10 protein-coding genes are annotated in these 12,961 nt (G+C 68.8%); 6 read left to right on the plus strand and 4 right to left on the minus strand.

Annotated features, from left to right (window positions below; genetic code table 11):
* Positions 1-32: 32 nt before the first annotated feature.
* Positions 33-482 (minus strand): hypothetical protein, encoded by a 450-nt coding sequence (locus PV734_RS40140; protein ID WP_319092866.1) that lies wholly within the window; start codon positions 480-482, stop codon positions 33-35.
* Between the two features lie 229 nt (positions 483-711).
* Here PV734_RS40140 and PV734_RS40145 point away from each other — a divergent pair, with 229 nt between their 5' ends.
* A complete protein-coding gene (locus tag PV734_RS40145; protein ID WP_319092865.1) occupies positions 712-1,800 on the plus strand; it encodes a helix-turn-helix transcriptional regulator in 1,089 nt (362 codons plus the stop codon).
* On the opposite strand, the gene PV734_RS40150 is transcribed toward PV734_RS40145, so the two are convergent.
* Together PV734_RS40150 and PV734_RS40155 are read right to left on the minus strand one after the other, a co-directional pair.
* A complete protein-coding gene (locus PV734_RS40150; RefSeq protein ID WP_319294361.1) occupies positions 1,715-2,731 on the minus strand; it encodes a helix-turn-helix transcriptional regulator in 1,017 nt (338 codons plus the stop codon). The two genes, PV734_RS40145 and PV734_RS40150, sit on opposite strands and share 86 nt — an antisense overlap.
* 20 nt (positions 2,732-2,751) lie before the next feature.
* Positions 2,752-3,729: a helix-turn-helix transcriptional regulator gene (locus tag PV734_RS40155; protein WP_319092863.1), complete on the minus strand. Its 978-nt coding sequence runs from the start codon at positions 3,727-3,729 to the stop codon at positions 2,752-2,754.
* 373 nt (positions 3,730-4,102) lie between these two features.
* Here PV734_RS40155 and PV734_RS40160 point away from each other — a divergent pair, with 373 nt between their 5' ends.
* The 3 genes from PV734_RS40160 (at position 4,103) to PV734_RS40170 (ending at position 8,013) form a co-directional block, all read left to right on the plus strand.
* Positions 4,103-4,417 (plus strand): (2Fe-2S)-binding protein, encoded by a 315-nt coding sequence (locus PV734_RS40160; protein WP_319093052.1) that lies wholly within the window; start codon positions 4,103-4,105, stop codon positions 4,415-4,417.
* 320 nt (positions 4,418-4,737) lie between these two features.
* Positions 4,738-7,359 carry an ATP-dependent chaperone ClpB gene (gene clpB, locus PV734_RS40165; RefSeq protein WP_319294363.1) on the plus strand — a complete coding sequence of 874 codons (2,622 nt, stop codon included), beginning with the start codon at positions 4,738-4,740 and terminating at the stop codon, positions 7,357-7,359.
* Between the two features lie 114 nt (positions 7,360-7,473).
* Entirely contained in the window at positions 7,474-8,013 is a 540-nt protein-coding gene (locus PV734_RS40170; protein WP_319092861.1) for a YbjN domain-containing protein, read from the plus strand.
* Positions 8,014-8,393: 380 nt separating this feature from the next.
* Here the strand turns inward: PV734_RS40170 and PV734_RS40175 are convergent, their stop codons facing one another.
* Positions 8,394-9,593, minus strand: a complete 1,200-nt coding sequence (locus PV734_RS40175) for a pyridoxal phosphate-dependent aminotransferase (RefSeq protein ID WP_319294365.1) — start codon at positions 9,591-9,593, stop codon at positions 8,394-8,396.
* A 904-nt stretch (positions 9,594-10,497) separates the two neighbouring features.
* Between PV734_RS40175 and PV734_RS40180 the strand changes: the two genes are divergently transcribed.
* Both PV734_RS40180 and PV734_RS40185 read left to right on the plus strand, forming a co-directional pair.
* Positions 10,498-11,016: a DUF2617 family protein gene (locus tag PV734_RS40180; RefSeq protein WP_319092859.1), complete on the plus strand. Its 519-nt coding sequence runs from the start codon at positions 10,498-10,500 to the stop codon at positions 11,014-11,016.
* A gap of 130 nt (positions 11,017-11,146) precedes the next feature.
* Complete coding sequence (locus tag PV734_RS40185) at positions 11,147-12,814, plus strand: polyamine aminopropyltransferase (RefSeq protein ID WP_319294367.1); 1,668 nt, start codon at positions 11,147-11,149, stop codon at positions 12,812-12,814.
* The last annotated feature ends 147 nt before the right edge of the window (positions 12,815-12,961 follow it).

Here is a 12,961-nt window from a genome sequence, read left to right on the forward strand (position 1 = left end):
GGGGCGCACAGTGTTGCGAAGGCCCGCTCAGGTCACTGGCAGTGCGAGATGGGCGTCTGGTACGCCGACCCGCCCGAGACGGACATCACGCCCACGGTGGTCTCGCACCAGAAGTCGTAGTCGAGGGTGTCCCAGTTGTACGACTTGGAGTTGCCGGAGGCGATGGAGTAGTACGGGGACCACTTATAGCTTCCGCCGTAGATGTAGCCGAGCTTTGCCGAAATCGTCGACCCGCCCGTCTTGGTGTACCTGGTGACGATCCGGGTGTGCGAGGCATCCGGGTGGCCCTTGCTGTGGAAGATCGCGCCGTTGGACAGCGAGGTGCACGACTGCGACGGATTCCCCGGCGTGGGGTAGCCGGAGGACGGGCATCCCGCCTCCTGGACGACAGCGGTTGCCGCCGATACGGGCATCGCCGTACCCGCGATGGCTGCGACGGCGAACGCGCTGGTCGCTAATGCCTTACCTATGACGTTCTTCACGAGATCTCCTTCGGATTGCTGTGAAGTCAACAAAGCGCCTTCAACAATGCCCACAGGAGTAACTCCCCACCACCGTCAGCTTGTTGCAGGTACACGGGCGGAGGAGGGGTGAAAGTAGGACATAGTGAGGGGATTGGGGGCGCCCGAAGGACCCGGCCTTGTTGCGGACCGCGTCCGGGCCGCGCATAGTTGCGCTGCAAAGTGCTGGAACCAGATGTGGGATGGGGCGATGGCCGGGCACGGGACGGACGAGCATCCACACGGTGCTGACCGACTGTGCGAGGCCGGGGATCGCGTGTATTCCCGGGCCGTACGGCGGGGTCGTGTGCCGCGCCGTGATGCCGAGCCGGTGCCGTGCCTCGTCGAACTCGCCCTGCTGCATCCCGATCCCGACGACATGGCCTGGCTGGTGCCGACCTCCCCGCAGGAGGTCATGACCCGGCTGCTGCGCGGCGTCTACGACGAGGTCAGCGCGAGCCAGCGGCGCGTGGGCTCCGCCGTCGCCGCCTTCGAGTCGTACGCCCGTCTCGGCGGCCAGATCCAGTCCGCCGGCTCCGTGGAGGGCACCGCCCTGCGGGTTCTGGACGGGCTCGCTCGTATCCAGGCCGCGATGGACGAGGCGACGGAAGCCTGCACGACCGAGGTGCTGACCGTGCAGCCCGGTGGTATCCGGCGCGAGTACGAACTCTCGGAGGGCCTGCACCGGGCCCTCGCGCTCCGCGAGCGCGGAGTTCGGATGCGGGACCTCTACAACCATGTGGCCCGGCATGGTCAGGGCCTGCTCAACTACCTCGAACTGATGGGCGGCACGGTCGAGGCCCGCACCCTCGACGAGGTGATCGAGCGGCTGATCGTCTTCGACCGGACAGTGGCGTTCATCCCCGCGAACGCCGAGCGGACGGTCGCGCTGGAGATCCGGCATCCGGCGCTGGTGCAGTACCTGGTGACCGTCTTCGAGCGCCTGTGGCGCTTCGCCGTGCCGCTGACGGCGCCGCTCCCCGACACGGGGATCGAGGGCATCTCGCACCGGGAGCGGTCCATCGCCGCGCTGCTCGCGGAGGGCCACCAGGACGCGGTGGTCGCCGAACGCCTGGGCATCAGTGTCCGGACCTGCCGGGCACACATCGCACGGCTCTCGGAGACGCTGGGGGCGGTGAGCCGGACGCAGTTGGGGGTACGGATCGCACAGGCGGGGCTGGACGGGCCGGCGGCTACGGCGGACTCGGCCGTGATCAGCTTTCCGGCGCAGACGACTGCTCCGGGTCCGGTGCCTGTTGAGGATCCGGCTGCTGCTCCAAAATCCCCGACTGCCCGATGAGGTAGCCGAGTTGGGCTCGGCTCTCGCTGCCGAGGGTGGTGGCGAGTTTCGCTATGTGGACTCGGGCTGTACGGACGTTCATGCCGAGGCGCGTGGCGATGATGGCGTCCGTGTGGCCTTCGATGAGGAGGGCGGCAATCGCCCGCTGGCGGGGGGTGATGCCGTTGGCGCTCAGTCGCTGGACGGCTTCGGGGTACATAGGCGTCGCCAGGCGCCAGAGGCGGTCGAAAGTCGTGACGAAGAAGGAGATCAGAGCGGGGTGGCGGACCTCGGCGGCGAGCGTACGGTCCTTACTCGCGAGGATGAAGGCGACCGCGCGGTCGATGACGAGGAGTCGGTCGGTGACCTCGTCGAGCGTACGGGCCTCGGCGTCGCCGTCCAGCCTTTCGTAGCGGGTGATGACCACGGGCGAGTGGCGGACCGTGTGCTGATAGAGCGTGCGGATGCGGCCGCCGCGGTCGAGGAGAGCCTGGTCCCGTCCGAGGGAGGCCAAGCTCTTGGTGGGGCGACCGATGTGAGGCTGGATGGCGAGGAGTTCGGAGGCGACGTCGGACATGGCCTGCCCTATGGCGGCGTTGATCTGATCGAAACCGGTCAGCAGCGTGATGCCAGGGGTGTCCGTCATGGCCCCGTCGGGCTCGTCGAGGGCCAGTAACGGTGCGAATGCCTCTGCCAGCCGCGCCTCGCGCCGCCGCTTATGGGCGATGTCCTCGGCGCTCTCGCGCAGCAGCCGGGGAAGGGCCAGGGCTGGGGTCAGCGGGCGCAGCCTGCGTATGTCCTCCAGGTCCGGTTGCAGGAGCCCGAAGGTGATCAGACATGGCGCGGCATCGGCCGCGATGGCCGTTACGTGGCCCTCGCGCAGTGCACGGGCGTAGAGGGTCATGCCCGCGTCACAGAGCTCTGCGGCCCCGTGCGGGTGCTTTTCGGTCACCGTGTGAATCTCTTTCGTCCTCAGTTTCCCTGGTCCAGAATCCCCGACTGCGCGATCAGGAACCCGAGCTGAGCGCGGCTGCCGCTGCCCAGGGCGGTGGCCAGCTTGGCGATGTGGGCGCGGCAGGTGCGTACGTTCATCCCGAGGCGGCGGGCGATGGCCTCGTCGACGTGGCCTTCGATCAGGAGCTTGGCGATGGAGTGCTGGATGTCGGTGAGGCCGTCCGGAGCGGTTTCATAGGGGGCGCCGGCGTTCAGCGGTACCGCCCGTCCCCACATGAACTCGAAGACCTTGATCAGGTAGCGGACGAGCCCCGGGTGCCGTAGTTCCAGGGCGACCTGTTGGTCGTCGCGGGTCGGGATGAAGGCGACGGTCTCGTCGCAGATGATGAGCCGTTCTACCAGTTCGTCGATGGTGCGGTACTCCACCTTGGCGTTGGTGAAGCGGTCCACGTAGGCCAGTCGTGCCGGGCTGTAACGGGCTGTGTGCTGGTAGAGGGTGCGGATGCGGACCCCGCGGTCGGTCAGCGGTCGGTCGCGTTCCAATCCGTGCAAGAGGCTGCGTTCAGAGAGCTGGTTTCCTGGTTGGACCGTGAGCATCTCTGTCTGGCACTGCGCCGTGGCCAGGTCGAGCGCCCCATTGATCCGCTTGTTGCCCTCCAGCACACTGATGGAGTGCGTGCTCTCGGTCGCCTGGGTGGTCAGCGACATGAACGGCTCGAAAGCTTCGCTCAGTTCGATCGACCGCCGTCGGCGTTCTGTGATCTCGCGCTCGATCGGGTTGAGCCACTGGACCAGGGCGACCGCCGGCGGCACGGGGCGCAACCATGTTGGGTCGTCCGGGTCAGGTTGAAGCAGGTCGAATTCCACAAGGCAAGGGGCCGACTCCACGTCCGCACGGGAGATGCGGCCGGTACGCAGTGCATTCGTGTAAAGGCGGCCACCCTCCTCGCACAACTCGGTCACCGCATGGGGATGTGTCGCTTTAGTCCCATTCATCACCAAATCTCCACCCCCCAGGGTCCTGAACGTGCAGGAACATGATGCATCGATTGTGTGGCCATGACGTGCCCGAATAAGCCATCGTCTTACCCAACGGGGGAAGAGGAGACCTTCAAGTGAGGACGAAGCCGACTATGCGTAACAAAATGCTTCGCTCGGTGCTTGTCGCCGCCTTCTCCACCGTTTTGGCCTTCGGAGTATTTTTGGGCCACTCTGACGGGAAGCGCGACAACAGGGCTGACAGCTCCTGGCCGGATGCGGCCGTGTCCGTGCTCGCAGATGACAGCACATGGCCGCTGCCTCCGAAAGGTGGCTTTGGCGGGGAGCTGACGTGAGCATCCCACCCGACGACCGTTCCTTCCGTCGCGAAATGGCCACCGCCTACCGCTCCGGCTGGCACTTCATCGACCTGGTCACCGCCATCCCCCACAGCGGTGACTCGCTGATGGTGACCGTGTTCGGAGAGCCGGTCGTCGTGACGCGGGACGACGAAGAGGACGTGAAGGCGTACCGGTGTCTGCGGCGGCCTCGGGGGGCGCCGCAGCCCGTACGGTGTGCCATTCGGTACGGAATGATCTTTGTGAACCTGGATCAGCGTGACCACCAGCTGGACCAACCCGACATCCCGGAGGTCCCCGACTTCCAGGACGTGCAGACCATCTCAGCCACCCCCCGCAGTGCCTGACGCGATTCCCCCGTCGCAGTAGATCGCTCAGGTGCTTCCCCCCAGTAGCGGCGTCACCGTGACCTGAACACGGTGACGCCGCTGCTGTTTCTGGCGAAAAATCATGGTTTGAAGGCTTCCTGGTGTGGGTGGGGTACCCGCCCGCTTGGCTGGAAGTGGCCGTAACCCGACTCCGTCTCCGCCGCCCGTCCGTCATTGAGGACGGGCGGTTTTTGGCATGTCCGGTCCTCCCGGGCGCCTCCCTTTCACCTTGAGTGGAATAGACTCAACTTTATGTACGCTTGCTGTGTCAGTCACGATGTGGAAGGGAGACAGCGACCGTGGACGCCGAGCTGACCAACAGGAGCCGGGACGCGATCAACGCGGCCACCAGCAGGGCGGTGTCCGGGGGGCACCCGGACCTGACCCCCGCGCACCTGCTGCTGGCGCTGCTCGCGGGGGAGGACAACGAGAACATCGTCGACCTGCTGGCCGCGACCGACGCCGACCAGGCGGCCGTGCGCTCCGGCGCCGAGCGCGTCCTCGCGAGCCTGCCCAGCGTGACCGGTTCGACCGTCGCGCCTCCGCAGCCGAACAGGGAACTTCTTTCGGTCATCGCCGATGCGGCCGAACGGGCGAAGGAGCTCGGCGACGAGTACCTCTCCACCGAGCATCTCCTCATCGGCATCGCGGCGAAGGGCGGCCCCGCCGGGGACGTACTCTCCGAGCAGGGCGCCGGCGCGAAAAAGCTGCTGGACGCGTTCCAGAAGAGCAGGGGAGGTCGTCGCGTGACCACAGCCGACCCCGAGGGTCAGTACAAGGCGCTGGAGAAGTTCGGTACGGACTTCACGGCCGCCGCCCGGGAGGGCAAGCTCGACCCGGTCATCGGCCGTGACCAGGAGATCCGCCGGGTCGTGCAGGTGCTGTCGCGCCGTACGAAGAACAACCCGGTCCTCATCGGCGAGCCCGGCGTCGGCAAGACGGCCGTCGTCGAGGGCCTCGCCCAGCGCATCGTGAAGGGCGACGTCCCGGAGTCCCTGAAGAACAAGCGGCTGGTGTCGCTGGACCTGGGCGCGATGGTCGCCGGGGCGAAGTACCGGGGTGAGTTCGAGGAGCGCCTGAAGACGGTCCTGGCGGAGATCAAGAACTCCGACGGCCAGATCATCACGTTCATCGACGAACTCCACACGGTTGTCGGAGCGGGCGCCGGCGGCGACTCCGCGATGGACGCCGGCAACATGCTGAAGCCGATGCTGGCGCGCGGTGAGCTGCGGATGGTCGGTGCGACGACGCTCGACGAGTACCGCGAGCGCATCGAGAAGGACCCCGCCCTGGAGCGCCGCTTCCAGCAGGTCCTTGTCGCGGAGCCGAGCGTCGAGGACACCATCGCGATCCTGCGCGGGCTCAAGGGCCGGTACGAGGCCCACCACAAGGTCGTCATCGCCGACAGCGCCCTGGTGGCCGCGGCGACTCTCTCCGACCGCTACATCACCTCCCGTTTCCTCCCGGACAAGGCGATCGACCTGGTCGACGAGGCGGCGTCCCGGCTTCGGATGGAGATCGACAGCTCGCCTCTCGAGATCGACGAACTCCAGCGCGCCGTCGACCGGTTGAAGATGGAGGAACTCGCGCTGGAGAGGGAGACCGACCCCGCCTCGCGCGAGCGACTGGAACGGCTGCGCCGCGATCTCGCCGACAAGGAGGAGGAGTTGCGCGGTCTGACGGCCCGTTGGGAGAAGGAGAAGCAGTCCCTCAACCGGGTCGGCGAGCTGAAGGAGAAGCTCGACGAACTGCGCGGCCAGGCCGAACGGGCCCAGCGCGACGGCGACTTCGACTCCGCCTCCAAGCTGCTCTACGGCGAGATCCCCACCCTGGAACGGGACTTGGAGGCAGCTTCCGAGGCAGAGGTGGAGGCCTCCAGGGACACCATGGTCAAGGAGGAGGTCGGCCCCGACGACATCGCGGACGTGGTCGGCGCCTGGACCGGCATCCCGGCCGGCCGTCTCCTGGAGGGCGAGACCCAGAAACTCCTGCGCATGGAGGAGGAGTTGGGCCGCCGGCTCATCGGCCAGTCGGAGGCGGTCCAGGCCGTCTCGGACGCCGTACGGCGGACCCGCGCGGGCATCGCCGACCCGGACCGTCCGACCGGCTCCTTCCTCTTCCTGGGCCCGACGGGCGTCGGCAAGACGGAGCTGGCGAAGGCGCTGGCCGACTTCCTCTTCGACGACGAGCGGGCCATGATCCGCATCGACATGTCGGAGTACGGCGAGAAGCACAGCGTCGCCCGCCTCGTCGGAGCCCCGCCCGGCTACGTCGGCTACGAGGAGGGCGGCCAGCTCACGGAGGCGGTGCGGCGCCGCCCGTACAGCGTGGTGCTCCTGGACGAGGTCGAGAAGGCCCACCCGGAGGTCTTCGACGTCCTCCTCCAGGTCCTGGACGACGGCCGCCTCACGGACGGCCAGGGCCGCACCGTCGACTTCCGCAACACGATCCTCGTCCTGACGTCGAACCTGGGCAGCCAGTTCCTGGTCGATCCGCTGACCTCTGAGGAGGAGAAGAAGCAGCAGGTGCTGGAAGTGGTCAGGGTCTCCTTCAAGCCGGAGTTCCTGAACCGACTGGACGACCTGGTCGTCTTCTCCGCCCTGAACGGACAGGAACTGGAGCGCATCGCGGGCCTCCAGATCGACCGCCTCGCGCGTCGCCTGGCCGAGCGCCGCCTCACCCTCGACGTCACCCCGGCCGCCCTGGCCTGGCTCGCCGCCGAGGGCAACGACCCGGCGTACGGCGCCCGCCCGCTGCGCCGCCTCATCCAGACGGCGATCGGCGACCGCCTCGCCAAGGAGATCCTGGCGGGCGAGGTCAAGGACGGCGACACGGTCCGGGTGGACGCGTTCGGGGAGGGTCTGATCGTGGGTCCGGTCACGGGTCCGGTCGCGGGTCCGGCGAGTGAAAAAACGCTCTGAGCGGAATTCTGAGCCGAATTACGCCAACCATCGGTGAACCGTCAGGGGCGGGGGTTGCCAGGCCCCGCCCCGCATGGGAGAGGATGGCGGAATCCGTACGAAGGGAAATTCACGGTGACCATCGACCCGTCCTCGATTCCGAACTTCGGGGGCCAGCCCGATCCGCAGTCCCAAGGACCGGCGGGCCCCGTCGTTCCGGATCAGGACCTTGTGAAGCAGCTCCTCGAACAGATGGAGCTGAAGTACGTCGTCGACGACGAGGGCGACCTCGCTGCGCCGTGGGAGCAGTTCCGTACGTACTTCATGTTCCGCGGTGAGGGTGACCAGCAGGTCTTCTCGGTGCGGACGTTCTACGACCGGCCCCACCCGATCGAGGGGAAGCCCGCGCTTCTCGAGTCGATCGACGACTGGAACCGCCGGACCCTGTGGCCCAAGGTGTACAGCCACACGCACGACGACGGCACCGTTCGCCTGATCGGCGAGGCGCAGATGCTGATCGGCACGGGCGTCAGCCTGGAGCACTTCGTCTCGTCGACCGTGAGCTGGGTGCGGGCCGCGATCGAGTTCGACAAGTGGCTCGTCGAGCAGCTCGGCCTTGAGGACGAGACCGACGGGGTGGAGCAGGCGGAGAAGCCCGAGGACGACGAGGCGTAGTCCTGCCTGGCGGCGTCTGCCTGTACGCACGTCTCTGCCTGTAGGTACGTCTGTCCGTTCGTACGCGCGTCTGTACGTCCGGATGCGGAGGAGCCCGGCCGGGAAGGCCGGGCTCTCGCCGTTTCCGGACGCTTCGCGTGCTCCGCGGGGGCGGGAAAGCGCCAAGATCCCCGACTCCCTCTGCGTGACTGGCTCATGACACTACGGTGCTCCCGTACGCAGGTACGGCACAGGGAGTGGCACACAGTGATCAGGCCCTGAATCCACGTACGTCAGGAACTGCTTCACCGAGCGGACCGCCGTGACCAGGTTCGGGGTGGATGTGACCCGGGCGACGCCGCGTTCGCGCACGCATTTTTCCTGGTCGGTTGCCATCTTGCTCAGCGCCCTATACGCCCAGTTTTCTTGAGCCGGGTCACCGCCTCCTCCAGTACCGACGTCCGCTTGCAGAACGCGAACCGTACGAAGGGGGCGCCCTCCTCGCGGTGGTCGTAGAAGACCGCGTTGGGGATCGCGACCACGCCGGCCCGTTCCGGCAGGGCGCGGCAGAAGGCGAAGCCGTCCGTCTCGCCGAGGGGGCGGATGTCGGTGGTGATGAAGTACGTGCCCGAGGGGTTGAAGACCTTGAAGCCCGCCTCCGTGAGCCCCGCCGACAGCAGGTCCCGCTTGAGCCGCATGTCCTCGCGGAACGCCTCGAAGTAGGTGTCGGGCAATGACAGGGCTTCCGCCACCGCGTACTGGAAGGGGCCCGAAGCCACGTATGTCAGGAACTGCTTCGCCGAGCGGACCGCCGTGACCAGGTCCGGTGTGGATGTGACCCAGCCCACTTTCCAACCGGTGAACGAAAACGTCTTCCCGGCGCTCCCGATAGAGACCGTCCGTTCGCGCATCCCCGGGAAGGAGGCCAGCGGCAGATGGCCGGCGTCGTCGAAGACCAGGTGCTCGTACACCTCGTCGGTGACCACCAGCAGGTCGCGTTCCACGGCGAGTCGCGCGATCTCGGTCAGTTCCTCGCGGGTCAGGACCGTGCCCGTCGGGTTGTGCGGGGTGTTGATCAGGAGGAGACGGGTGCGGGGCGTCACCGCCGCCCGCAGCTCGTCCAGGTCCAGGCGGAACGAGCCCTCGTGGGGGCGCAGCGTGACCGGTACGCGCTTGCCGCCCGCCATCGCGATGCAGGCCGCGTAGGAGTCGTAGTAGGGCTCCAGGGCGACGACCTCGTCACCGGGCTCCACCAGGGCCAGCAGGGTCGCCGCGATGGCCTCCGTCGCGCCCGCCGTCACCAGGACCTCGCGGTCGGGGTCGTAGGAGAGGGCGTACCGGCGCTGCTGGTGCGCGGCGATCGCCGTACGCAGCTCGGGGACGCCCGGGCCCGGCGGGTACTGGTTGCCGCGGCCGTCGCGCAGCGCCCGTACGGCCGCCTCGCGGATCTCCTCGGGGCCGTCGGTGTCCGGGAAACCCTGGCCCAGGTTGATCGAGCCGGTGGCGACGGCGAGCGCCGACATCTCGGCGAAGATCGTCGTCCCGAACTCGGCGAGCCGGCGATTGAGGAAGGGGCGTGCGCTGCTGGTCATGGTCGTCATCCTGCGCCGAAGCTCTGGACTTCCTCAACTCTGCTTTGGCAGGTGAGACACGCGGGCATCCCCACGTCACGCAAGACGACGAGGCGCCCACGGGGGGCCGCCTCCGGGGGAACGAAAGGAGGGTGACGTCATGGCCGTAGCCTTCATCGCCCTTGTCATTGTGGTGGTCCTGTTCATCGTGGTGGCCCTGGTGTCCGCGGTGGTCCGGGGTGCGCGGGGGAGCGGGCGGTCGCTCGGCTCGGGGCACAGCCGGCGGAGGAACGGGAGCGGGGGAAGCGACAGCTGGTGGGCCGGGGGAGCGGCGGGCTCCAGCACTTTCGGTGACTCCGGGAGCAGTTCGTCGTGCGGTTCGAGCTCGTCCTGCGGAGGAAGCTCGTCGTGCGGCGGTGGATCGTCCTGCGGGGGTGGCGGGGGCGGATGCGGTGGAGGCAGCTGACACGGGGCAGCTGAGCTCCGCAAGGGGAACCGGATCCGACCGCAGGGTGAACGCCCGCCGGGACGACGTGTACGCACGTCGTCCCGGCGGGCGTTCGTACAAGGGGCTCAAGGCCCGTCCGTCGCACGCCCGGGCGTACGCCGCAGTTGAACAGTTGAACTGTGAAGCCCCCTGAGGGATGGAAACCCCACGAAGTTGGGTAAAAACGCTGTGGCGGCGCCACCGTTCATGATTCCCTCTAGACCACCAACACAGCCTTTGGACGTCCATGGATCTCCCCGGACATCCATGGAATTCAATGGATGTCACCGGATTTTCCTCTGATGACTGGGCTGACCGGGCCGATCTCACGGTGTCGACGACAGGTGTCGACCGGTGCGCGCCCGACCCGCACCTCGTTCCACACACCTCGTTCCACACACCTCTTGTTCCCCCACACCTCCCTTTGCGTGCTAGCGGAGCCGACCCATGCTCACGACCCTGAACACCACCTACAGCGACACGCGCGCGGCCGACCTCGCCTGGGCCCTGGGCCGGGAGCCGTTGCCCGCCCTCGCCACCCTCGACATCGAGCTGTCGGACGCGAAACTCCAGTTGAGACTCCTCGGCGCCTCCCACCAGGTGCTCCTGGAGGAGCGACAGGGCAGTTGTTCGGAGACGGTCGCGTGCATCCCGGGATCCCGTACCCCCCTCCCGCTCGGCGTGGCCAAACGGGTCGACGACTGGGAGTACGAGTTCGCGGCGAGAGTCGAGATCCTGTCGCCGGGGTCGTTCGCCGGGCGCGCCCAGGAGCTGCTGGCCCTGGTCGCCGACCATCCGCACGGCCTCGCCGGCGTCTTCCCCGGCAGCCCGCACGCCTTCACGGCGATGCTGGCCCAGCGGCACGAGGGCCAGGTGCACTGGCGCACCTGGCACGCCTATCCGCAGGACGGGCAGCTGGTCGCGACCAGGACACGGGTGGGGGTGCGGGTGGCGGCGGCCCGTTGAGCGGCGGGGGTGGGTGGCCGTGGCCGTGGCGGTGGCGGATCCGGGGCCTCACACCGACGTCCCCCGCGTAAACCGAGACCACACGTGTGGGTGACGAAGCGCACCGAGAGTGTGACGTAGCGTTCCCAGCGTGATCGAACCGCACGTGCCGGCCCCGCCGGGCATCCCCCCGTCCTGGGGCAGCCCCGCGCGGCTGCCCGTCCGGCCCGGCATCGGCCGGTTCCTGGTCCTCGCCGGTGCCTTCGTCTGCGCGGCCTGTGGACTGGTGTACGAGCTGGAGCTCGTCGCGCTCGCCTCGTATCTGATCGGCGACTCGGTCACCCAGGCGTCCGTCGTGCTCTCCGTGATGGTGTTCGCGATGGGCATCGGCTCGCTCGCCGCGAAACGCCTGCGCTGCCGCGCCGCGGCCGGCTTCGCAGCGGTCGAGGCCGCGCTCGCGCTGGTCGGCGGCTGCAGCGCCATGGCGCTCTACGCGGTGTTCGCGTGGACGGGCGACTGGGGCGGCCTGTGGGCGAACGGCCCCCGCGTGCTGCTGGTGACCTTCTCCCTGGCCATCGGGCTGCTCATCGGCGCCGAGGTGCCGCTGCTCATGGAGCTGATCCAGCGCATCCGCCGCCAGGACGCGGGCGGCGCCGTCGCCGACCTGTTCGCCGCGGACTACGTGGGCGCACTCGTCGGCGGCCTGGCCTTCCCGTTCCTCCTGCTTCCCTGGCTCGGCCAGCTCACCGGCGCCCTCCTCACCGGCACGGTCAACGCGCTCGTCGGCGGCGCCCTCGTCCTCGGCCTGTTCCGGCGGGACCTCACCCGGCGCGGACGCTGGCTGCTGGTGGTGGCGAACGTGACCGTGATCGGGCTGCTGGCGGCCGCCGCCGTACTCGTCGACGACTTCGAACGCGCCGCCCGGCACGCGGTGTACGGCGACGACGTACGGGTGGCGCTGCGGACCGACATCCAGGAGGTCGTCCTCACGGGCGGCACCGACGGCCGGCCGCTGAATCTGTTCCTGGACGGCCGGCTGCGGGTCGGCGGGCGCGACGAGCGGGCCTACCACGAGGCACTCGTCCACCCCGCGATGAACGGCCCGCACGCGCGCGTGCTCGTCCTCGGCGGCGGCGACGGGCTCGCCACGCGGGAGGTGCTGCGCCATCCGGGCGTACGGCGGGTGGACGTCGTCGAGCTCGACGCGGGCGTGGTGCGGCTGGCGCGCCAGGACCCGGCGCTCTCCGCCCTGAACGGGCACGCGTTCGACGACCCCCGCGTCCATGTGACGAACGCGGACCCCTTCCGGCTGCTGCGCGGCGCGCGGGCCGCCTACGACGTCGTCATCTCGGATCTGCCGGACCCGGGCATCACGGCGAGTACGAAGCTGTACTCCCAGGAGTTCTACGGGCTGGCGCGGCAGGTACTGACCGACGGCGGCCGGCTGGTCGTGCACGGCGGGTCGGTCTCCTCCCGGCCGCGCGCGTTCTGGACCGTCGAGACGACCGTCCGGGCCGCCGGGCTGCGGACCACGTCCTACCGCGTGGACCACAGCGTGGCCCACGGCGCGGCCGGCCGCGACGCCGGCTTCGCCTCCGGCCCGGACCGTACGGCCTCCAGGACGGCGCACGCCCTGCAGGACTGGGGCTTCGTGCTGGCGACGGCCGAGGGGCCCGCCCCCCGCCTGTGGGTGGACCGGGCGTCCGGGCCCCGGCTGCGGACCCTCACCCAGGCGGGGCTGGCGGCGGACGCGCGGGCCACGGCGCGGACGCGGTTGGTGGGGCTGCCGGTGTCGACGTTGGTGCACCCGCGGTACTGACGGAGGCGGAAGCGGTACTCACGGAGGCGGAACCCGGGAGCGCCGGGCGGCTCGCTGGGCTTGTGGCGGTTTGTGGGGCCGCGTGGGTGTGGATACCTCGGGGATGGCGTCGGAATCCTCGGATGCGCGCGTGTGACCGGGGCCACG

The organism is Streptomyces sp. AK08-02 (assembly GCF_033795085.1).
GTDB classification, from domain to species: domain Bacteria; phylum Actinomycetota; class Actinomycetes; order Streptomycetales; family Streptomycetaceae; genus Streptomyces; species Streptomyces echiniscabiei.